The 22,459-nt window shown below is 47.0% G+C and carries 19 protein-coding genes and 5 tRNA genes; 11 read left to right on the forward strand and 13 right to left on the reverse strand.

What is annotated here, in order from left to right:
• Positions 1 to 95: 95 nt before the first annotated feature.
• A complete protein-coding gene (locus V7728_RS10205; protein ID WP_170919562.1) occupies positions 96 to 1,307 on the reverse strand; it encodes an MFS transporter in 1,212 nt (403 codons plus the stop codon).
• Between the two features lie 228 nt (positions 1,308 to 1,535).
• Here V7728_RS10205 and V7728_RS10210 point away from each other — a divergent pair, with 228 nt between their 5' ends.
• The 5 genes from V7728_RS10210 (at position 1,536) to V7728_RS10230 (ending at position 7,528) form a co-directional block, all read left to right on the forward strand.
• Positions 1,536 to 2,804 (forward strand): aspartate aminotransferase family protein, encoded by a 1,269-nt coding sequence (locus V7728_RS10210; protein WP_007408029.1) that lies wholly within the window; start codon positions 1,536 to 1,538, stop codon positions 2,802 to 2,804.
• Entirely contained in the window at positions 2,801 to 3,751 is a 951-nt protein-coding gene (locus V7728_RS10215; RefSeq protein WP_043021534.1) for an inositol monophosphatase family protein, read from the forward strand. The genes V7728_RS10210 and V7728_RS10215 overlap by 4 nt, the downstream gene beginning before the upstream one ends.
• Positions 3,726 to 4,772: a zinc-dependent alcohol dehydrogenase gene (locus V7728_RS10220; RefSeq protein WP_099566359.1), complete on the forward strand. Its 1,047-nt coding sequence runs from the start codon at positions 3,726 to 3,728 to the stop codon at positions 4,770 to 4,772. The genes V7728_RS10215 and V7728_RS10220 overlap by 26 nt, the downstream gene beginning before the upstream one ends.
• Positions 4,773 to 5,002: 230 nt before the next feature.
• A complete protein-coding gene (locus V7728_RS10225) occupies positions 5,003 to 6,436 on the forward strand; it encodes a SulP family inorganic anion transporter (RefSeq protein WP_043021532.1) in 1,434 nt (477 codons plus the stop codon).
• A gap of 150 nt (positions 6,437 to 6,586) precedes the next feature.
• On the forward strand, positions 6,587 to 7,528 hold the full coding sequence (locus V7728_RS10230; RefSeq protein ID WP_099567254.1) for a bile acid:sodium symporter family protein: 942 nt from the start codon (positions 6,587 to 6,589) through the stop codon (positions 7,526 to 7,528).
• Here the strand turns inward: V7728_RS10230 and V7728_RS10235 are convergent.
• The 12 genes from V7728_RS10235 to V7728_RS10290 form a co-directional block, all read right to left on the reverse strand.
• Positions 7,517 to 8,269, reverse strand: a complete 753-nt coding sequence (locus V7728_RS10235; RefSeq protein WP_015239050.1) for an alpha/beta hydrolase — start codon at positions 8,267 to 8,269, stop codon at positions 7,517 to 7,519. The two genes, V7728_RS10230 and V7728_RS10235, sit on opposite strands and share 12 nt — an antisense overlap.
• Positions 8,266 to 9,276, reverse strand: a complete 1,011-nt coding sequence (gene feuC / locus V7728_RS10240) for an iron ABC transporter permease FeuC (protein WP_099567255.1) — start codon at positions 9,274 to 9,276, stop codon at positions 8,266 to 8,268. The genes V7728_RS10235 and feuC overlap by 4 nt, the downstream gene beginning before the upstream one ends.
• Position 9,277: 1 nt before the next feature.
• A complete protein-coding gene (locus V7728_RS10245; protein WP_007408022.1) occupies positions 9,278 to 10,285 on the reverse strand; it encodes a FecCD family ABC transporter permease in 1,008 nt (335 codons plus the stop codon).
• A gap of 19 nt (positions 10,286 to 10,304) precedes the next feature.
• On the reverse strand, positions 10,305 to 11,261 hold the full coding sequence (locus tag V7728_RS10250) for an ABC transporter substrate-binding protein (RefSeq protein WP_015239052.1): 957 nt from the start codon (positions 11,259 to 11,261) through the stop codon (positions 10,305 to 10,307).
• Between the two features lie 87 nt (positions 11,262 to 11,348).
• Positions 11,349 to 12,944, reverse strand: coding sequence for a bacillibactin transport transcriptional regulator Btr (gene btr / locus V7728_RS10255; protein ID WP_060562972.1), 1,596 nt, complete (start codon positions 12,942 to 12,944; stop codon positions 11,349 to 11,351).
• A gap of 137 nt (positions 12,945 to 13,081) precedes the next feature.
• Complete coding sequence (locus V7728_RS10260; protein ID WP_099566361.1) at positions 13,082 to 14,326, reverse strand: exo-beta-N-acetylmuramidase NamZ family protein; 1,245 nt, start codon at positions 14,324 to 14,326, stop codon at positions 13,082 to 13,084.
• Positions 14,327 to 14,341: 15 nt separating this feature from the next.
• Positions 14,342 to 16,255 carry a glycoside hydrolase family 3 protein gene (locus V7728_RS10265; RefSeq protein ID WP_099566362.1) on the reverse strand — a complete coding sequence of 638 codons (1,914 nt, stop codon included), beginning with the start codon at positions 16,253 to 16,255 and terminating at the stop codon, positions 14,342 to 14,344.
• Between the two features lie 46 nt (positions 16,256 to 16,301).
• Positions 16,302 to 17,585: a penicillin binding protein PBP4B gene (gene pbp4b, locus V7728_RS10270; RefSeq protein WP_099566363.1), complete on the reverse strand. Its 1,284-nt coding sequence runs from the start codon at positions 17,583 to 17,585 to the stop codon at positions 16,302 to 16,304.
• Positions 17,586 to 17,603: 18 nt separating this feature from the next.
• Positions 17,604 to 18,971 (reverse strand): PTS transporter subunit EIIC, encoded by a 1,368-nt coding sequence (locus V7728_RS10275; protein WP_015239055.1) that lies wholly within the window; start codon positions 18,969 to 18,971, stop codon positions 17,604 to 17,606.
• 127 nt (positions 18,972 to 19,098) lie between these two features.
• Positions 19,099 to 20,028: an N-acetylmuramic acid 6-phosphate etherase gene (gene murQ, locus V7728_RS10280; RefSeq protein ID WP_011996218.1), complete on the reverse strand. Its 930-nt coding sequence runs from the start codon at positions 20,026 to 20,028 to the stop codon at positions 19,099 to 19,101.
• 99 nt (positions 20,029 to 20,127) lie between these two features.
• The gene (locus V7728_RS10285) at positions 20,128 to 20,604 is read right to left on the reverse strand and encodes a GNAT family N-acetyltransferase (RefSeq protein WP_015239057.1); all 477 of its coding nucleotides are present in this window, start codon (positions 20,602 to 20,604) and stop codon (positions 20,128 to 20,130) included.
• A gap of 18 nt (positions 20,605 to 20,622) precedes the next feature.
• On the reverse strand, positions 20,623 to 21,075 hold the full coding sequence (locus V7728_RS10290; protein ID WP_007408014.1) for a DUF523 domain-containing protein: 453 nt from the start codon (positions 21,073 to 21,075) through the stop codon (positions 20,623 to 20,625).
• Positions 21,076 to 21,255: 180 nt separating this feature from the next.
• On the opposite strand from V7728_RS10290, the gene V7728_RS10295 reads away from it, so the two are divergent.
• The 6 genes from V7728_RS10295 (at position 21,256) to sigW (ending at position 22,459) form a co-directional block, all read left to right on the forward strand.
• Positions 21,256 to 21,327 (forward strand) — tRNA-Glu (locus V7728_RS10295).
• A 3-nt stretch (positions 21,328 to 21,330) separates the two neighbouring features.
• Positions 21,331 to 21,406 (forward strand) — tRNA-Val (locus V7728_RS10300).
• A gap of 5 nt (positions 21,407 to 21,411) precedes the next feature.
• A tRNA-Thr gene (locus tag V7728_RS10305) sits at positions 21,412 to 21,484 on the forward strand.
• Between the two features lie 19 nt (positions 21,485 to 21,503).
• Positions 21,504 to 21,588 (forward strand) — tRNA-Tyr (locus V7728_RS10310).
• A 4-nt stretch (positions 21,589 to 21,592) separates the two neighbouring features.
• A tRNA-Gln gene (locus tag V7728_RS10315) sits at positions 21,593 to 21,664 on the forward strand.
• 231 nt (positions 21,665 to 21,895) lie between these two features.
• Entirely contained in the window at positions 21,896 to 22,459 is a 564-nt protein-coding gene (gene sigW / locus V7728_RS10320; RefSeq protein ID WP_003156766.1) for an RNA polymerase sigma factor SigW, read from the forward strand.

A 22,459-nucleotide genomic window follows, 5' to 3' on the forward strand; every position in this document is an offset into this window, starting at 1 on the left:
TATCTTAACCCAGTTCATGATGAACTGGGTTTTTTATATGAAAGATCACATAGATATATAAAGCTAATGCCTTTCAAAGGCATTAGCTTTTTTGTTTACATTGATTTTGCTTTGCTGTTGTGATGTTGAAGATTGTTTGACTTTATTGTCTCGAGCATTCTTAAACTGAACACAATCAGCAGCATAAGGAGCATCAGTGCAGTAAACAGCCAGAACGCAGTTTGTACGGGATATTCATCTAAGCTCCAGCCGACGGCGATCGGAAGGAGTGAACCTCCTAATCCGTTTGAAGCGAGCAGAATACTGGTAGTTGTTTCTGTCTTTCCGGGATAAAAATGATTCGTGATGATTAGGGCTATTGCAAACATGCCTGCCATGAATAGCCCTAAAAAGAAGCAAAGGGCAAAACCGAACCATACGTTTTTGCTTAATGCTAATACGGTAAGTGCAGCCAGACCGCCAATGCTTATGAGACGGAGATAACGGTGATATGTCAGCTTTTCTGATACCGGGCCTGTTAATAACCTACCGATAATCATCCCCGTCCAATACACTGTAACTGTTATCGTTGCCAAAGAGTTGGGGATATCCCATTTCTCAGCGAAGATGGAGGGGATAAAATGTACAATGGAAACTTCACTGCCGCCGTAAAAGAAGAAATAAGCACCCGCCAAGGCAATAAACAGCAATCCGTGTGACCGATAACCGGTGCTTTCTTTTTTAGTGTCATCGGAAGAGACCTCTTTGCGGATGAGAAGCTGATCAATACTGCCGAAACTCATCTGCTTCCATGCGATTAAGAGTGCAAAACTGGATAACCCTAATACTAAAAAAGCAATTGTCCACATGTGGTTGTTGATAAGAAAGCCTGAGAGCAGAGGCATGAACAGCGCACCTAATCCGTAGGCGACTTCCATCTTGCTCATGGCCACAGCCTGTCTTTCTTTAATAGCGGTGAGGATGATCGTGCCTACACAGGATTCCACCAATCCGGCGCCAAGCCCCGCGATGCTGACGAGAAGAAATAGCAGCGGCCAGGGCGGCAGGAAGGTGATGAACATTTCACAGCTGATGAGTGCCAGGCCAAAGATAACGACGTTTTTGCGCCCAAGCTTTTTCACCATGTATGGCATGCCAATAACTCCGATGAGAAAGCCCATGAACTGAGAGAATACTAATACACCGCCATTACTGTAGCTTTGTGAATAATGTGTGAGTAACTCAGGCAGTACGGCTCCCAGAATAACAAGTGTAAAAGCAATCGATCCATAAGAAAAACAGCTTATCCACAGCAGACGAGTTTTCATCATTTTATCTCCTTATTGGTAAAATCATATTTCTCTCTACTCGTATGACATGATGTTTTTACAAAAAATCCAAGTATTGTTACTATATCACATAACTTTTTCTCGTACATCCATTATGGTAACGTTAACAAATTGTTAACATTTTTTACAAGAAAGATCGTTGACATTATTTTCAATAATTTATACGATAAAAAGCGAAATTCTAATAATTTCATAGGGGTGGTATTTGTGGGAACGAAGGAAATCACGAATCCAGACAGCTTGTATTACAGTGTTGACGATGTAGTAATGGAGCGCGGAGAAGGGATTTACCTGTACGATCAAGAGGGAAATGAGTACATTGATTGCGCCTCTGCCACGTTTAACTTGAATTTAGGATACGGTAACAAAGAGGTCATTGATACGGTTAAAGAACAAGCCGATAAGCTCATCCATGTAACATCATCTTTTCAAACAGACGCCGTAAATAAACTGGCAGAAAAACTAGTAGAAATCGCCCCCGATAATCTCACAAAAGTACACCCTAAAGTCAGCAGCGGTTCCGGTGCAAATGAAGGAGCTATTAAAATGGCTCAGTATTACTCCGGAAAAACCGATGTCATCTCCTTATTTCGAAGCCACCTCGGACAAACGTATATGACTTCCGCTTTGTCCGGCAACTCATTCAGAAAAGAACCTTTCCCGCCGCAAATTTCTTTTGGCCTGCAAGTCCCCGATCCCTATTGCAGCCGCTGTTTTTATAATCAGAAACCTGATTCATGCGGTATGCTGTGCGTAGAAAGAATTAATGATTTTATTGAGTATGCGAGCAATGGAAAAATTGCCGCCATGATTATTGAACCGATATCCGGAAACGGTGGAAACGTCGTTCCGCCTAAAGAGTATTTTAAACAGTTGAGAAAGCTTTGTGATGAACATGATATCGCTCTGATTTTTGATGAAATTCAGACCGGGTTCGGACGGACGGGTAAAATGTTTGCCGCGGACCACTTCGATGTGAAACCTAATATGATGACGGTAGCAAAGGGGCTCGGGGGCACAGGCTTTCAAGTCGCCGCCACTCTGACGGAGGACAAGTATACCGGGCTTCCGGGGTATACGCACTCCTTCACATACGGCTCAAATGTGATGGCCGCCGCTGCCGCTTGTAAAACCATAGATATCATGCAGCGACCGGGATTTTTGGAAAATGTAACGACGGTCGGTCATTATATTATGGATCGCTTAGAAACGATGAAAGAGGATTTCGCTTTTATTTCTGAGGTAAGAGGCGTCGGTCTTATGATCGGTGTGGAGATTGTTAAAGAGAACAATGAACCGGATGTGGAGCTGACCAATTATATTGCTAAACGGGCAATGGATTACGGGCTGATTCTCCGGACATCCCGTTACGGATTCGGAAATGTATTTAAAATCCGTCCGCCTTTAACCATAACACTTAGTGAAGCCGAAGTGCTCTGCTACAGACTTCGCAAGCTATTGGAGGAAATCAAGTGAGAGACTATATCATTGAGCTTGGACAATTTGTTTATCAAAAGGTGAAAAATCAAAAAGGCACGCTGAAAAACCGGCTCGTAAACGGCTATTCTCCGGGAGGCGACGCCCAATTTAACATAGACGCCGCTGCTGAGGAGGCGGTGCTGGATTATATTCAAGAAAAGGGCCATCCGGTTGCTTTTTACACGGAGGATGGCGGCCTGAAGCTGATTGGAGAAGATCCGCAATATATTTTAATTGTAGATCCGATAGACGGAACGCGCCCGGCCGCCGCGGGACTTGAAATGTCGTGTATTTCGATTGCGCTTGCTTCGTATAAGCCAAACGCAAAGATTAAGGATATCGAGTTTGCTTTTTTACTTGAATTGAAATCAGGCGCTTATATGTACGGTGATGTATACAGCGATGCCATTCATTTTGAAGGGTATCATGGAGAATTGCCGAATTTGAGCGAAGTGCGGGATATTAAAAATATGTTTTGGAGCCTTGAATTTAACGGGCATCCGGCGCAGCTGATGACGGACGCATACGGCCATCTGATTGACCAGTCGGCCAATAATGGCGGGGTTTTTGTTTTCAACAGCGCTTCTTATTCGATTTCACGAATTATCACGGGGCAGATGGATGCTTATGTGGATATCGGCAATCGTCTGCTGAAAGATGATCCGAAGCTGCTTTCAGATTTTCAGCAGGTCGGGAACGGACAGGTGCTGCATTTGTTTCCTTATGATATTGCCGCAAGCGTCTTTTTGGCGAAGAAGGCGGGAGTGGTCATTACGGATGCGTACGGCCGGTCTTTGGACGAAACGCTTCTGACAGATTTAAGTTATCAGAATCAGCAATCATGTATTGCGGCATCAACGAAGGAGCTTCATCAAACATTGTTAGACCAAATCCGCTGGGGCAGAAAGGAAGAGAAATATGAAGGCGTTGGTCTGGACTCCTAATGATAAGCTTGAATACCAAGAGGTGGACGAGCCTCAAATTCGGAAATCCAATGATGTGAAAGTGAAAATTTTCGGCACCGGTATCTGCGGAACGGACTTAAATGTGCTGAAAGGAAAAATGAATGCAACCCATCATATGATTATGGGGCATGAATCGGTGGGAGCGGTCGTGGAAATCGGACCGGACGTGACAAATGTAAAAGTCGGAGACCGCGTCGTGATAGATCCTACGCAGTTTTGCGGGAAATGTCATTATTGCCGGAGAGGGCTGACGTGTTATTGCGAAACCTTCGAGGATTGGCAGCTCGGAATCGGGGCGCACGGAACGTTTGCGGAATATTACGTGGGGGAAGACAGGTTCATGTACAGAATTCCGGATTCAATGGAATGGGAGCGGGCCACATTGGTTGAGCCTCTCTCCTGTGTGCTGAATGTTGTGGACAAGGCTTCGATTCAGCCGGAGGACTCGGTCTTGGTTTTGGGATCCGGACCGATCGGACTGCTTGTGCAAATGATGGTGAAAAAAATGGCGCGATTGACGGTTGCGACTGAAATAGGCAGTTTCCGAAGCGAGGCGGCAAGCCGGATATCTGATTATGTCTACCACCCTGAAGCATTAACTGTGGATGAAGTGAAACGGATTAATCAAGGAAGAAAATTTGATGTGATTTTTGACGCGATCGGCAACCAGCTTGATTGGGCTTATCCTTTTATTGAAAAGGGAGGCAGAATCGTGCCGATGGGCTTTGATGATACGTATGAGATGACGGTCAGGCCGTACCAGCTGCTGTCAAACGGCGTAACGATTGTGGGCACAGGTGAAGCCCGCCAGATCATGGAAGCCGCGTTAGCATGCGCGTCCGACCTTCCGCAGCTCTATGATTTTATTACGGAAAAGACGGAACTGAAGAATTATGAAGAAGCCGTTGATCATCTCATGGGCATCGACCCGGTGACAAAAGAAAGAAAGGATATCAGCGCAATAAAAACGATTCTTGTGTCTGATCCGGAACTTTTATAAAAGCGGAAACGGCTCCAGTGAGAGCCGTTTTCTTTTCTTATTTATACGGCTTGCACATTTCTTTAAAGTTTAATATGATACTCTTTGTTAACAATTCCTTTCCTCAACGGCATTATACTCTGAGCGTGTCCTCTTTTTCCCCGTAAGCTTGCCTCATATTCCCCAGATGAAAATCAATGTTTCCAACTGATAGGGTGCGGATTTTTATAGTGAAAAGGAGTCGTTATCATTTGAAAGATTATACGTTACAGCAGCAATGGTTCGGGAATGTCCGTAAAGACATTCTGGCCGGTATTCTGGTTGCCCTCGCTCTGATCCCTGAGGCGATCGGATTTTCAATTATTGCAGGTGTCGATCCGATGGTCGGCCTTTATGCATCATTTTGTATCGCGATTATTATTTCTATCTTCGGCGGCAGACCGGGAATGATTTCAGCCGCTACGGGTTCAATGGCGGTTGTCATGGTGACATTGGTGGCTGATTACGGGCTGCAGTATTTGTTTGCGGCAACCATTTTGACAGGTATTATTCAATTTATTCTTGGTGTCAGTAAGATAGCGAAATTGATGAAATTTATTCCGCGTTCGGTCATGATCGGATTTGTGAATGCTTTGGCGATCTTGATTTTTTCTGCGCAGCTGCCCCAGTTCAAAGGAGCTTCATGGGTCATGTACGCCATGCTTGCCGGATCACTGGCTATCATATATCTATTGCCGAAGGTTACGACGGCTGTGCCGTCTCCGCTGGTGGCGATTTTTGTCATGACGATCATTGCGGTGGTCTTCCATGCGGATGTCCGCACGGTCGGTGATATGGGCGGGATCACAAGTTCACTTCCGCATTTCTTGATACCGGATGTTCCGTGGACGTTTGAGACATTGCGGATTATTTTCCCGTATTCTCTGGCGCTTGCATTCGTCGGATTGCTTGAGTCATTGCTGACAGCCCAGATCATTGATGAAATGACGGATACGGATAGTGATAAGAACAAAGAAAGCCGCGGACAAGGCATCGCCAATATTGTGAACGGATTTTTCGGAGGCATGGCCGGATGCGCCATGATCGGCCAGTCTGTCATTAATACGAAAGCCGGCGGACGCGGCCGATTATCGGCTTTTACGGCCGGCGCGTTTTTAATGTTTTTAATTGCCGTATTAAGCGGTATCGTCGTGAAAATTCCGATGGCTGCGCTGGTGGCCGTGATGGTTATGGTGTCCATCGGCACGTTCGACTGGTCATCGATTAAAGGTTTGCGGAAAGCGCCCCTTACTGATTCGATCGTTATGGTTATTACCGTCGTGACGGTCGTCCTGACAAATGATTTATCAAAGGGTGTCTTCGCGGGTGTGCTATTAAGCGCGATCTTCTTTACGGCTAAAATTTCTAAGCTGAAGATTGTGTCACATTCCGAACAGAAAGATGTCAGAACTTATAAGGTAACGGGACAGATCTTTTTTGCTTCCGTGTCTGAGCTCATGAATGCCATCGTTTATGATGAAGACGTGAAACGGATTGTCATTGATTTGACCGACGCCCACGTGTGGGATGATTCAGGAGCGGCGGCTCTTGAGAAAATTGTCGCCAAATGTAAAGAATACGGAATTGAGGCTGAATTAAAGGGATTAAATCAGAAAAGCCGAGATTTAATGAAACAAATGGCATAGAATTTGTGAAGTCCGGATGAATATATCCGGGCTTTTTTTCGGTTAAATTTGCCGGGGTGCATTGTTATAATGAATGAGACTTGAAAACCGTATATAGGAGACTTGCATATGATGTGGCTTCAGAAGTTGAACCAAGTGTTGGGGAGAATCATGCCGCTTTTGACTCCGTCAAGTGTGGCGGCGGGTGTGCTGTTATCTCAGCATATCAGCTGGATGGCCGGCGCTGTGCCGTGGATATTTGCATTTATTACATTTACGGGCAGTCTGAGTGCCAATTTTCAATCGCTGAAGCGCAGTATCGAGAAGCCGCTCCCGATGATCATGGCATTGTTTGTTCTGCATATTTTCATGCCTGTTTTTGCATGGGGAAGCGGCCATCTGATTTTCAGCGGTGACCCTTTAACTGTGACGGGGCTGATTATGGGTGTGGTGATTCCGACCGGAATTACGAGTTTGATTTGGGCTGCGATGTATAAGGGGAATGTCGGATTGACGCTGTCTATTATCCTGGTTGATACCGTGCTTTCTCCTTTTATCGTACCGTTAAGCCTGTCTGTCCTGGCGGGGGCGAATGTTCAGATGGATGTGTGGGGAATGATGAAAGGGCTGGCGGAGATGGTGGTGATTCCATCCATCGCAGGGATGATAGTCAACCAGTTTTCCCCGCCGGTAAGGACTCAGGCAATAAGCCGGTCGCTGTCTCCTTTTTCAAAAATCTGTCTGATGATTGTCATTGCCATTAACAGTTCGGAAATCGCGCCGTATGTCACGCACGTGGATATCAAATTTGCGGGCATCGCAGGCATGGTATTTTTTATTGCCATGACGGGTTATGCCGTGGCATGGCTGATCGGAAGGCTGATGAAGCGGAGCCAGGATGAAATTGTGTCTCTGATTTATACGGGGGGCATGCGCAATATCAGCGCTGGAGCCGTTCTCGCCGTGTCTTTTTTTCCGTCTCAAGTGGCGGTTCCGGTCGTCATCGGGATGCTTTTTCAGCAAATCCTTGCAGCTTTGTTCGGCTATTTGCTGAGACGCTTTGAACTTAAGCCGGTCGTGATGAAGTATGAAAAAAACCGCTCAGCTACGTGAGCGGTTTTTTCCGTACAGCCAGCTTAGTGCTGCATTGAATTGTCGTTTGAATGCTTCTTGATGGTGCACGGCGCCTTCTTCAACAGTGAAAGAGAGCTGAGATTGAGAAAAGCCTTTTTGCTTGAGGCTTTCGTACACGTCTTTATTTAGTCGGATCATGGTGTTTTGGATGTTGTTTTTATGCTCAGCTTCGCGGCTGCCGACAGACATATAGATACGCCGCCGTGCCGGACGCAAAGATGCGGAGCGGACATAATCTGCTGATTTTTCATACCAGAAGGAACCGGAAATACAACCGATTCTGCCGAATATTTCAGGCTTTTGGAGCATCGCGTATATCGAAAACAGTCCGCCTAATGACGCGCCGATCAGTCCTCTCGTTTCCGGATGTGCAGAAATGTGATGCATATCTTCTACAGTTGGAATGATGACATTTGTCAGCTCCTCGAGAAAGAGCCTCCCTTTGCCGCCGAAATCATGAAACGCAGGGCTCAGGGAAGGCGCGGGCCACGGCGTGTACTCATCGAGCCTGTCAGCCGGTTTGATGCCGATGAAAATCAATTCGGGAAGTGTTCCGTTCGCAAATTGGGATTCAAGCTTATCCATCTGTTCTAAAAACAAAGAACCCCCGTCCAGTACGTACACACAGGGTAAAGCCCCTGTTTGAACCGAATAGGAGGGAGGAAGATACACAGTGCATTCCTTTCCGTTTATCCGGTGTTCTGTAAGGGTGCCTCTCATGCATCCAGCCCCTTCTTTTGCTTAAACAGAAGAAAAAAGAAATAAGGAACGCCGAGAATCGCAAGAATAATTCCCGCCGGCACTTCTGAAGGCTGAAAGAACAATTTGCCCGCAAAGTCGGCGGATGTGACGAGGAGCATACCGACCAATCCGCTGACCGGTAATGAGTATCTGTGCTCAATCCCGGCGAGCCTGCGGGAAATATGGGGCGCGATCAGTCCGACAAATGCCATGCTGCCCGCTGCGGTTACACATGCGCTGATCAAAGCGATGCAGGCAATGAGTAAAATCGTTTTTTCTTTATTGGTTGAAACACCGAGGCTTTTCACCGTGTCCTCATCGAAACGAATGGTATCCAGCAATGACGTTTTCGCCATAAGCAGAGGAATGAACACGATCAGCCACGGAAGGATCGCCGTAATGGTCATCCAGTTTGCCGACCAGATGCTGCCGTTTTTCCAAACCATCGCCATCTCATAATCCTGCGGGTCCATTTTTAATGAAAGAAATAAAGACAGCGCGCTGAATCCGGAATTCATAGCGATCCCGACGAGAATAATTCTGCCCGATTCCAGATGCCCCCGGTGCCAGGCGAAAATATAGATCAGCACGGCCGCCATCAATCCTCCGATGAGGCCGAAGACAGGCATACCCATCGCAGAGGCAAGTGCCGTCGCTTCAGATTGTCCCTGAAACAGAAGCATAAACGTGACGATTCCGGCTCCGGCTCCTGCATTAATGCCCAAAATACCGGGATCGGCAAGACCGTTTTTGGTAATGGCCTGAATAACGGCTCCGGCTATCCCCAATCCGAGCCCGATGGCAGCAGCCATGACAATGCGCGGCAGCCTCAGCTGAAACAGCAAAATGTCATATTGCGGATTCGGATGGATGCGGAAAAGGGTACTGAGCAGTTCACCCGGCTTTGCGGAAAAAGAACCGCTTGTCATGCTGAAATAGCTTACGAGCAATATGAGAGCAATCAGAATGATATAAATTCCGGCCATTTTACGCACCACGCTGATCCCCTCCTTTTCTTTTAATCAAATAAAGAAAGAAAGGAACACCGATGATAGAAGTGACAACTTCAATAGGCGTCTCAAACGGATAATTGATGAATCGGCTGGCAAGATCGCAAAGGGTCAGGAAGACGCCGCCGATGATGCACGCGCATGGGATCAGCCTGCTGTAGTCCGATCCGACGAGAAAACGTGTGATGTGCGGAACGACCAAACCGACAAATGCAATTTTTCCGGCGAGTGCCACCGAGCTTCCGGTCAATATGACAACGGCCGCCATCGCCATGAGTTTGATGGTTCTTTTCTGCTGTCCCAGACTTTTTGAAATGTCGTCTCCTAATGATACGGCAGTGACCTTTTTGCTGAGAATCATGGCCGTGATGATTCCGATCGCAAAAAACGGGACGGCCAGTTTCAAAAAATCAGGGTTCATTTGATGCAGTCTCGCACTGTACCAAAAACTGAGATCCTGCGAAATTTGAAAATAAATCGAAAGCGCAGCCGACAGACTGCTGAGAAGCATACTGGTCACCGTTCCGATGATGGCAAGCTGCACCGGGGTAAAACCGCCGGGAAGAATGGAGGCCAGCCCGAAAACAAGAGCGGCGCCGAATGCGGAACCGATAAACGAATATATGATCATTTCAATGGATGTCGATTGAGGGAGCAATACCATGCAAAGGGTGATGATAAAAGCGGAGCCGTCCGACACACCCATGATCGAAGGCGAGGCCAGATAGTTCCGTGTGATTCCCTGCATGAGCGCTCCGGAAACAGCAAGGGCGGCGCCGATAAACATAGCGCCGGCAGCCCTCGGGATTCTTGAATGCCATATGATCTGATGGTCGGTATTCTCCGGATTAAAGTGCAGCAATGCGGAGAACACGGTATGGATGTCAAGCTGCTTTGCGCCGTATAAAACGGAAAGCAGCAGTGACAGAACAATGGCAATCGGTGAAGCAATGATAATCATGTGTGTCCGCCGTTTTGCATACATGTGAAAAACCTACTCTTTATTAGTCTTGAGTCAACTTGTCAGCCGCAACCTGTAAGAAGCTGATTTTACTCCACGCGGTTCCGCCTTGGGCTAATGGATCAATCGTATTGACGTATACATGGTCTTTTTTGACTGCCTTCAGGCTCTTCCAGATCGGATTTTTCTCTAAGTCTTTCAAAGCGCCCGGCTTATCTGCGTTTTCGTCATCAGAGAATTGTACGAAGATATGGTCAGGGTTCATTTCGCTTAATTTTTCAAGAGAAATCAGTTCCTGCGCTTTCGCCGCTTTGACTTCGTCCGGCGCCTTCAGGCCTAAATCACCGTAAAGCGTGGAGTTGAAATATACTTGTTCAGGATAAATATAAATATTGCCTTGTCTGATTCTGATGACCAGCGCGTTTGACTGTTTCGCTTTGCTGTTGATCTTTGTTTTTGTCTTTTTCAGGTCCTGTTCGTAATCTGCGATGATTTTTTTCGCTTTTTTCTCTTTATCTGTAAGCTGGGCGAGCAGCATCATGTTTTCTTTCCAGTTTGATGAGATATGAGAGACAGGGATCGTTTCAGCGGTGCCGCTCAATTTTTTCAACGTTTTTTCCGGGAATTTGGTTGATGCCAGAATGACGTCCGGCTGCAGCTCAAGAATTTTTTCCATATTCGGCTGCATTTTTTCTCCCGTAGATACGGATTTATCTGTAATATCTTTAAACAGTTCCGGGAATTTGCCGGAGAAAGAAATTGCTCCTGCCGGATGAACGTCAAGCAATTTGGCGTCTTCCATTGATTCTACGCTGCCTGTAATGGCGATTTTGTCAGTCGGCGCTTTGACTTCATATGTTTTTCCGAGATATTCGATTTTCTTTTTATCTGAAGAAGCGTCCTTTCCTTTACTTGCTGTATCAGATGTTTCTGAGCTTCCGCAAGCCGCGGCCGTGAAAGCCAAAAGCAAAATCATGAAAGCGAATGCCAATTTCTTCATCTATTGTTCCTCCTGTTCAATTGATAACTATTATCAATTGGAATTATAGAGAATGAACAGGGATAAGACCATGGATAATTTCCGGCATTACCATGGACGATCTTCGGATAAAATGGAAATGCTTTGCTCGATCATCCGCTGATGTCCGCTTGGAGAATATTCAATCCACGGGTCAGATGATATGGGAAACACGCGTTTATCGCTGACGGCTCTAAGGTTCTGCCATATCCCGGTCTGCTGAATCCGCTGAAAATAACGAAGCGTTTCCGGTTCTTTACAAGTGAAAAGCATGATGCAGTCAGCCTGGCAATCAGCCAGCATGTCCAAGGAAATCTTTTCGTCAGGAGCAAAAGATTCCGGTTTTGCGGAGGCAAAGCCTAAATCACCGAAGAAGACATCCTCAATACTGTTGTTATGGGCGATGTACATATTTTCTTTATATACACGGACAAATAAGAACCGCTGATGCCGCACGTGTTTCAGAGCATCTTTCGCTGAATGGGCGAGACTTTGATAAGCTTTAAGCCAGTGCCGCGCTTCCTGCTCTTCATTCAAATATGCGGCGGTGCGAAGAAACTGGTCTCTCCAATTCTCTTGAGCCGGAAGGTAAAAAACTTCAGTGATGTCATTCAGGCGCTGTTTTTCTTCTTCACTGACAGAATCAAGACTGAAAATGATGTCCGGGGCAGCTTGGGAAAGCGTGTGCAGGTTCTCTTCCCAATTTGCATTATAGCGGTAAGCACTCAGGTGAACCGGAATATCGGAAGAGAATTGTTTGTAATAATAGGCCGTCCATTTCGGGTGCAGCGCCGCAGCATAAGGCACGTGATGCAGAGGAATCAGATGCCCCATCGTTTCTTTTCCGTACGCGGCCATTTTTGTGCGCCTTTTTTTCATATAGCTTGTAGGTGAGCTGCCGGTATGTTTTTTAAAGATGCGGCTGAAATAAAATTCGTCTTGGTAGCCGATTTGATGAGCGATTTCCCGCAGTTTGCAGTTTGCCTTGGCCATCAGTTTTTTCGCATTGGTTATGCGGATGTCTGTGATATATTCAGTTACGCTCTGCCCGTATAGTTTTTTAAAGGTTTCACTGTAATGCTTGGGACTGATTCCCGCCATATGAGCGAGCTGGGTGAGCGTGATTTTTGTGTCGGACTGAGCATGTATGAATTGTTTTGTCTGTTCGATCGCCGCTTTCGTATTATTTTGATGGCATACTTTTGCAGCATAAAGGTCATACATCAGCTGCTGAAAGTCGGCTGTATATTTCATTTTCTGCAATGCATCCGCCGATCGCACGTTTTCAGAAAGTGACTGAAGCCGGCTTGTCAAATGATCAACCGTTTGTAAATTCATTTGCTGAAGTCCGTGGAAGATGTCTTCCCCGTTATCCGGAAGCATCGCTTCATCATCTGATGAATAGGAGAAAACACGGAGTCTGACGATATATAAATGGATGCCGCCTGACGGTATAGGGGCAATATTGAATGTCTCATCACAAGGACAGATGTAGAGCGTTTCCTTCTGCAGCGGAAAGCTGTCTGTTCCGATATCAATTTGTCCCTCGCCTTTCACATGAAAGATCAATACGGGGGAATCAGTGAGCTGATGCTCTGACAGAAGGTCGGCTGTTTTTTTTACGGAGATGATATCAATGGGCTGAAAGAATAATATGTTTTTCATGAGAAACCACCTTTTAGGAAACATTCATTTAAATGATAACTGTTATCATTTAAATTGTACCAAATAAATGAATGTTTTCCTATAAAAAGCGGAAATGTGAAATGCGTCAAAATGTTACACGTGTAACACGAATGTTGTCAGTATATGAGGTATTGTTTTCTTATAGTTTTGAATTGGTCCAGCCGGCGTTGATATGTGCCGGTGATGTCTTCAATGGAAGCGCCTTTTTCTATTTTTTTGCGTACCCAGCCGTTACCGATCAGCTTGTCAAATGAGCCTGTCGGCAAGAATAAAAAGTCATTCGGATATAAGTCATGCATGGTTTTCAGAATGGAGAGCCCTGTTTTTGCCGCTTCAAATGTGTTTCTGTTTGTTACGTAGACTTGTACGCCGTGGCACAGCTTGCTCTGGTGCTTGGAGAAGCTGGGGATAAATGATGCGGCTCTGAAGGTGACGCCCGGAAGCTTGAGACTGTTCAGGCGTTCTTCGAGCTCGGTGCTTTTCATATAAGGCGCGCCGATCAGTTCAAACGACTTTGTCGTGCCCCTTCCTTCGGATACGTTTGTGCCTTCGATTAGTCCTGTCGCCGAATATGCGAATATGCTGTCCGGGGTCGGGATATTAGGCGAAGGGAGGACGAACGGCAGACCGGTATCTTCAATCGTCATCGTCCGCTTCCAGCGCTTCATTTTTACGACGGTGAGGTCGGCGCCAATATGAAACTCTTTATTGAATAAAAGAGCAAGCTCACCGATCGTCATGCCGTGCTTCAGCGGGATCGGATACAGTCCGACAAATGAAGCGTAATCCGGTTCAAGAACCGGGCCGTCCGGATTTCGTCCGCCTTGCGGATTCGGCCGGTCCAATACATAAAAAGGTATGCCTTTTTCTTTTGCCGCTTCCATGGCATAGGCCATTGTATAAATGTAGGTGTAGTATCGCGTTCCGACATCCTGAATATCGAAAATCAGCACATCTGTATCTTTCAGCATGTCAGGCGTCGGTTTCCTCGTTTCCCCGTACAGGCTGTAGACGGGAAGCCCTGTTTTTTCGTCTATATAGGATGTGACTTTGTCTCCGGCCTGAGCATCGCCGCGGACACCGTGCTCCGGTCCGAATAATGCCGTCAAGTGGATGTCTGGTGCCTCATACAGCACGTCAACGCTGCTTTTTAATGAATTGTTCACACCGGTCGGGTTGGTGATCAGCCCGACCCTTTTTCCCTTCAGTTCCTGTTTATAATCTTTCAGCAGGCGGTCGATGCCTGTTTGGATGCTTGGTTTCTTGGCGGTATGAAGGTTTCTGTCAGAAGCCGCCGAGACTGCCGTCATAGCACTGATGACGACTAATCCGGCAATAAGCGCAGCCGTTTGTGTTTTCATGATCAGTCCTCCTGTTTAAAGCGGTTTTCCGGTCTTCAGATTGATACCGAAACCATAAGGATACAGTGTCGTTCCCGGATGCGTGACGGAAGGAATGTCAGCGGGCAGCCTGCCTTGCGGTTTTGTCTGTCCGAATATCGCTTCAATACCTGCCGGAATGTTTGGCTGGAGAAATTGTCCGTCTGTATATCCTTTAAAGCCGTAGACTGCGATAAGGGCTTCAGCTTCTTCAAAGTTCGCAGCGTCATATGGATTACGCAGGCTCATCAGCACAAAGGGTTTTTGGTTCGATTGTGCGGCTTTCATGACGGCCCGCGGAAATGCAGTCGTCCACTTGCCGGGATCTGTGACGGTATCGTCGATCACGCCGTCGTTTACGACAGGATCATTTTTCACAACATATGAGCCTGTAATCACGTAATCAGCGTCAGATATCTGCTTTTTGTGTTCATCATGAAATGTGCGCTCGGCGAAGTTCATTTTACTGATGGTTACCGGCCGGATTTTTTTCTTCTTGATGAGCTGCCGAATGGTTTGTTCCATTGACGCTGTTTGATCTTCATATGGAGCGGCAATGAGAACGCGGCTGTTCTTTTTCGGTTTGAATGGGAGCGTGCGGTTTTTGTTTTGTAAGACGGTGACGGACCTTTCCGCGATTTGTTTTTCCGCTTTCAGGTGATTTTTGCTGCCGACGGTTTTCTTTGCTTTTGCAATCTTCTTTTTCAGATTTTTCTCTTTCGGGGAGGGATATATCCCTCGTTTTATTTTCAGGGAAATGATGCGTTCCGCTGATTTGTTAATTTGCTGCAGCGGAATTTCCCCTTTTTGTACCGCCTTTTTTAAAGCGGAATGAACCCGGGCAAAGCGGTTTTCCGTTTGCAGCGATGTCACTTGGGCCGGCATCAGGGCAATATCGACTCCTGCTTTTACGGCCATGACGACCGCCTCTTCCTGGCCGAAATGATCGGCAATGGCTTTCATATTTAATGCATCCGTGACGATGACGCCGTTAAAGCCCATTTCCTCACGGAGAAGATGAGTCATCACTTTTTTCGAGAGTGTGGCGGGTACGAGGATGTCTGAACCGTCCAGCTTGCTTTTATAGGTTGTATCGTCAAACGCGGGAAATTGCACATGGGCTGTCATGATCATATCAGCTCCGGCCTGAATGGCCTTCCGGAACGGATAAAGTTCAATCTGACGCAGCCTTTCTTGATTGTGGGTGACAAGCGGAAGGCCGTAGTGGCTGTCGACATCCGTGTCGCCGTGTCCCGGGAAATGTTTGACGGCGGCAGCGACATCCTGCTTTTGCTGAGCCTTCATTGAGGCAAGGCCGAGTGAAGCTGTCAGATCTCGGTCTGAACTGAACGACCTGACGCCGATGACAGGGTTTCCGGGATTATTATTGATATCGAGAACGGGTGCGAAATTCGTATTAATGCCCAGTGCTTTCAGTTCTTTCCCGATAATGGCGCCGGTCTGGGACGCGTAGGCTGTTTTTCTAGCGGCTCCGAGCGCCATATTGCCTGGGAAATGAGTGCCCTCACCAAGTCTAGTTACGATGCCGCCCTCCTGATCAATGCTTAATAATAGCGGAATGTCAGGGCTCGCCTTTTGAAAGGCATCTGTCAGGCGTACCGTTTGTTCAGTGTTTTTTACATTTTCTGAAAATAAGATAACTCCGCCGAACCGGTACTTTTGAATAAGCCCTGCGACTTCGTCATTCATTTGGGTAAGAGCCTCAGGTGATGACTGCCCCTTTTTTTGCCAATTGCGAAAATCAGGCATGAGCATCTGCCCTAATTTTTCATCTAATGTCATACGGGATACCGCTTGTTCCGCCTGTGACGGAATGTCCGGTTTTGTCGATACATGATGCGTGCCGAAAACAATGAACAACAGTAATACAGCTGAGATGACAAGTTTCATGATGGTGCCCTCCTGCCTTCATAGTTTGGACAAAAGACATGGGTTGTCATTCAATGGCTTCATAAATCGTTTTTATGACGCTGCCGTAGCTTCCGGTCGGAAAAAGATCCCCTTCAAAAACATTCGGGTTTTCACCGGGACTGACGACGGGGGAATGCTTTTTATTGGTTAAAAGCGCGATCCCCAGCTTATAAGCGGGATCAATAATCGTGACGGTGCCGGTCCATCCCGTATGGCCATATGCCTGCCTGCTTGCATAAGGGCCGAACATCCACTCCATATCCGGGCTGCCGTTTTTCCGCCAGCCGAGAGCGAAAGTCGGATCAGAGGATGCCGCCGTTGTGAACAAATCGGCCGTTCTTTTATTGAAGAGAGAAACGTGTTTATAACTGCCTCCGTTCAGCATGACTTGAAGAAGGACGGCCATATCATCAGCTCTGGAAAACAGCCCGGCGTGACCGGACACCCCACCCATTGAGTAAAATGCTTTTTCATCGTGAACTTCCCCCTGCAGCGTATACGCCCTGATGTGAGGGAAATGGATGACTCCGTCACGTGTGTTGCCTAAACGTTCAGTAGCTGCGAATGCTTTTTCTTTAAAGCTTTTTTGCAGCGGGTTGAACAGTGTGTGCGTCAGTTTCAGCGGTTTGTACAGTTCTTGTTCCGCATAGGTATCAAGGGTTTTTCCGGTTATGTTTTCAATGATGCAGCCGAGAAGCATGTAACCGATATCGCTGTATACGTGTTTTGTTCCCGGTTTGTATGCAAGCGGGATTTGAGTGAGAAAACGGATCGTTTTATCCCGTTCTTGTGAATACAAAGGGCCTGCGGTGTCCGGCTGATAGAAATAAAAGCTTGCCGGCAGACCGGATTGATGCTGGAGCACATCGATGACGCGAATGCGGTCTTTTTCTTGAATCGGATCGCTTTTTCTGTCTTTGAAATCAGGAAGGTAAGCCGAGACTTTTTGATACACATCAAGCTTTCCCTGGCTGACGAGTCGCTGTAATGCAAAATTCGCCGCGTACATTTTTGTATTGGAAGCTAGATCAAACATGGTTGATGTTTTCATTTTTTTCGGACGGGATAAAAGGGTGTTCCCGTCATATTTTTTGCTGTAGCCGTATGCTTTCTTTTTGATCACCCGTCCGTCCTTTACGACGACGAGGACGGCTCCGGGGAATCCTGCTGCGATGTCTTTTTCAATCATTTGATCAACCTTTCTGAGCTTTGCTGCGTCGTATAATTTGGCTTGGGCTTCGGCTTTGTGCTGCGGCAGAAAAGAGAGGCTGATGACCATTGTGAGTATGGCGGCTGTCAGTGTTTTCATATTCTGATCCCTCCCGGTTTATTCAAATTCAGCAGCCATGTCATCCTTAAATCCGAACGCATAAGTGAAGACAAAGCCCGCCGCGTAAGAGATGAAGAGACCGATGATATACAAAACGATTTGAGCCGGCTGTACGAGAAACGAGAGCGGAAGGCCGGAGACACCGATTGAAAAAGTAGCCACCTGAAAATGGGCTTGAAAGGCGCCGCCGATTCCCGCCCCTAAACACGCCGTCAAAAACGGCCGGCCGAGCGGGAGCGTGACGCCGAAGATGAGCGGCTCTCCGATTCCGAGCAGACCGGATGGAAGTCCGCCGCCGATAGCTCTTTTCAATGAGGCTTTTTTTGTTTTCATAAAGATGGCGAAGGCCGCCCCTACCTGACCCGCGCCTCCCATCGCGAGAATCGGAAGAAGCGGGTCATCTCCGATTGATCGGATTAATTCCAAATGTACGGGAGTCAAGCCCTGATGCAGGCCGGTGACGACAAGCGGCAGGAAGGCGGCTCCCAGTACAAACCCTGAGAGCACTCCCCCGACATTCAGCAGCGACAATAAACCTGATGTAATGAGATCAGAAATAAAACCGCCTGCAGGGATAAAAACGACATATGTCACCAGCCCGGTGATAAGTAAAGACAATGTAGGCGTGACGATAATGTCGATGGATTGATGGACGTACTTTCTGATAAACCGTTCGGTATAAGCGATAAAAACCGCAGCGAAAAGAACGCCGATTAATCCTCCCCTGCCAGGGAGCAGATTCTCTCCGAACAAACTGATATTGGCGATCTCAGGGTTAAGGATCAATATACCCGCAAGGCCGCCCATCGCGGGAGTCCCGCCGAATTCCTTCGCCGCATTGATGCCGACAAGGACGCCGAGGTATGCGAATAAGCCTGAACCGATAACCGTTAAAATAAGTGCGATTTGGGATTCTTTCGGGAGCCAGCCGGCCTGAATGACGGCTTTCGTAATACCGGTGATTAAACCTGATGCAATGAGTGCGGGAATAAGGGGAATGAAGATGCTTGATATTTTTCTTAGAAACAGTGTGATGGGTGTGGTGTTTTTTCTGTTGAGATCGGCTTTTTTCCGTGAGGCGGCTTCTTTTAAATCAATGTTTTTTCCGGATGACATAAGTTTTGCGAAAGCGTCGGCGACATGATTGACGACACCCGTGCCGAGAATGATCTGCAGTGTTTCGGCTTCGACGACGCCTATTACCCCGTCCAGCCGTTTCAGCGCTTCAATATCCGTTTTGTCCTGATCTAAAGGTGTAATCCTCAGGCGTGTCATACAGTGGGTAAAGCCTGAAATATTCGATGAACCGCCGCAATTGTCCAGGATATCTTTGGCCAGTGACTGATAAAATGCCTCTTTGCTCATGGAGATCCTCCTTTGTCCGTACGATTTTTCCCAGGGAGCTGTGCCTGAAACGAGTCTAAAAGCGCCTGCGCCGATCATGAAAACGGCGCGGGCTCGTAAAAGCACATTATTTTTCACCAAAGAACGATCAGCGTTCTTTTTCTTTTGAAACGTGCTGTTCAATGGCTTTGTCAATGAAGCCTTCTGCTTCTTTGAGCAGTGCCTTCGCGTGTGTTTCATCCGAATTCGTCTTCAGCATGACGATTGCCGTTTTGACATGGCTGCCTGCGGCCTCAAGCGTTTCTTTTGCCTTGTCGTACGGAACGCCCGTGATGCTTTGGATAATGCCGATTGCGCGTTCTTTCAATTTTTCGTTGCTGACATGAACGTCCACCATTAAATTTTCGTACACTTTGCCGCTTTTGATCATCACGGCCGTGGAAATCATGTTCAGAATCATTTTATGTGCCGTCGCCGCTTTCATTCGTGTTGACCCTGTAATCACTTCGGGGCCGACGACGACTTCAATGCTGTGATCGGCATAAGTGCTGATCAATGAGTGTTTATTGCATGTGAGCGCGACAGTTTTGGCGCCGATTGTTTTTGCGTATTTCAGCGCACCGGCCGCATACGGCGTGCGCCCGCTTGCCGCGATGGCGATCACGGTGTCTTCTGCGGTAAGCCCGATCGTTTTGAGATCGAGAGCGCCGGTTTCCTCGCTGTCTTCTATACCTTCAGCCGCTTGCAAAAAGGCGTCTGCTCCTCCGGCCATCAGACCGATGACAGTGTCGGGACTTACGCTGTATGTAGGCGGGCATTCAACCGCATCCAGTACACCGAGTCTGCCGCTTGTGCCCGCTCCCGCATAAATCAGCCTGCCGTTTCGCCGTAAGGACTGATGGGCGAATTGAACGGCAATCTGAATATCGGGCAGCACCTGCTGAACGGCTTCAGCCACTTTGAAATCCTCTTGGTTAATGATGCGGAGAATTTCCATCGTGTCTGCTTGATGGATTGAAGCGGTCTGCGGATTTCTGGTTTCTGTGGTCAATCTGTGAATGTTAAGCCGGTCTGTCATGATTGTACCCTCCCAAGTCGTTAATACTTGAAGTATATGGGCTTCTGAATAGATGTTTCAAGAAAAATCGGCAGGGATGAGATGGATAATCAAGCGCTTTCACAAAAAATGATGCAGAATGTGCTGTTCGCCGATGGGGCCGATCCTGCGACGACCTTTATCAATAAAACCGGAAGACCGGTACAGGTTCTTTGCACGATGATTGCGATGGTTTACAGCAAGCACGATTTCATCACACCAAGGAAAGTAATTTGCGACAAAAGCGGGGAGCTGCAGCATCGCTTGTTTGGCATAACCTTTTCCCTGATGCGGCGCATGTAAGGACAGCGCACTCAGCAAAATGGCAGACACATTGTTCGAATATGGGGCAATGGTTTCTTTTGAGGTATGTAAAATAAAAAAACCGACGGGGCGGTCTTCTTTTAAAATGACTGTCGGGTAGCGATCCCGGATGACAAGAGCCTGCGGCAGTACATCCTTCGGGAGAGCTGTGAACTTTTTATCTTCTTCACTCAGCACAAACCCGTTCAGCCCGTCTGCATGCTCCGGTTTATAAAAGGACAGGGCTACATCCATGATATCTACTCTCCTTTTTTATAATTGATCCAATTCATCTTCTGATAGAACACGGCAGCCTGCCCGTTTTAAAAGAGCGGAAGTGATGCCGTCTCCGATTATTTTTTTTCCTGAGAAAGTGCCGTCATAGATAAAGCTGCTGCCGCAGGACGGACTGTTTTCTTTAAGGATGACCGTGGCGGCGCCTATTTCTTTTGCGTATGCTAATGTTTTTTCCGCGCCGTCCATATATAAAGCCGTAACGTCTTCGCCTGATGCCGTTACGATTCTTGCTGTTCCGTTCAGCACGTCTTCGCCCGTGCCGCCGATGATTTCCGCCGGTTCGCGGGGAGTGGTGAAGCCGCCCAAAAGTTCGGGGCAGACCATAACAGCTTTCTTTTCTTCTACGAGTCTGCGGATTTTTTCCGAAGCGGCGTGAGAGCCGTTATACCTGCATTCGATACCGCCGAGACAAGAGCTGACTAAGATCATCTGTGTCCATTCCCTTCAATATTTTGATACTTTCATCATAAATGAAATAAGAGAGGAGGGATGAGTTTTTCAGTTAAAAAACGGGTAAAAAAGTTTGAAAATAAAAAAAATAATTTTCCTCTTTACAAATGGGGTACAACCTGTATATAATAACTTTTGTCAGCTCGACGCGGACACAACGGCCCGTTGGTCAAGCGGTTAAGACACCGCCCTTTCACGGCGGTAACACGGGTTCGAATCCCGTACGGGTCATATGGAGGATTAGCTCAGCTGGGAGAGCATCTGCCTTACAAGCAGAGGGTCGGCGGTTCGAGCCCGTCATCCTCCACCATATTTGCCGGCCTAGCTCAATTGGTAGAGCAACTGACTTGTAATCAGTAGGTTGGGGGTTCAAGTCCTCTGGCCGGCACTGTTTTTCAAAAAAATACGGAGGGGTAGCGAAGTGGCTAAACGCGGCGGACTGTAAATCCGCTCCCTCAGGGTTCGGCAGTTCGAATCTGCCCCCCTCCACCATTTTTGGGCTATAGCCAAGCGGTAAGGCAACGGACTTTGACTCCGTCATGCGTTGGTTCGAATCCAGCTAGCCCAGTCTCAGACACCTTTTGCATAAAGGTGTCTTTTTTTTATCAGCATTTTGTTTCGATTTCTGATTGTTCATCAGATATACTATTTTTAAGCTGCTGTTAAGGCAGTATATTCTGTATTTTCCATCTACACCCTGCCTGAAATTTGGTAAAATAAATGTAATAAAAAAAATGAAACCTTTTAAAACAATCAACGTATAGATACAGACCGGTGAAGGGCAGAGGTAAGATAAAACATGGAAAACCTGATTAAAAAAAGAATCAAGCAAGTCAAAAAAGGCGATCAAAATGCGTTTGCAGAAATCGTTGACCTTTATAAAGATAAGATTTACCAGCTTTGCTACCGCATGCTCGGCAATGTTCACGAAGCGGAAGATATTGCGCAGGAAGCTTTTATCAGAGCGTATGTCAATATCGACAGTTTCGATATCAACAGAAAGTTTTCAACGTGGCTTTACAGAATTGCGACCAACCTGACCATTGACCGCATCCGCAAGAAAAAGCCTGATTACTATCTGGACGCAGAAGTAGCGGGAGCAGAAGGGCTGACGATGTATTCGCAGATCGCCGCGGACGGGGTTCTCCCTGAAGACGCCGTATTGTCATTGGAGCTGTCGGACACAATTCAGAAAAAGATTTTAAAGCTGCCTGACAAGTACAGAACGGTTATTGTATTAAAGTATATTGACGAACTCTCTTTAATTGAAATCGGGGAGATTCTGAATATCCCTGTCGGCACCGTCAAGACAAGGATACACAGAGGCAGAGAGGCTCTTAGAAAACAATTGAGGGATCTTTAA

The sequence above is a fragment of the Bacillus sp. JHAA genome (genome assembly GCF_036961585.1).
In the GTDB taxonomy this organism is placed as follows: domain Bacteria; phylum Bacillota; class Bacilli; order Bacillales; family Bacillaceae; genus Bacillus; species Bacillus velezensis.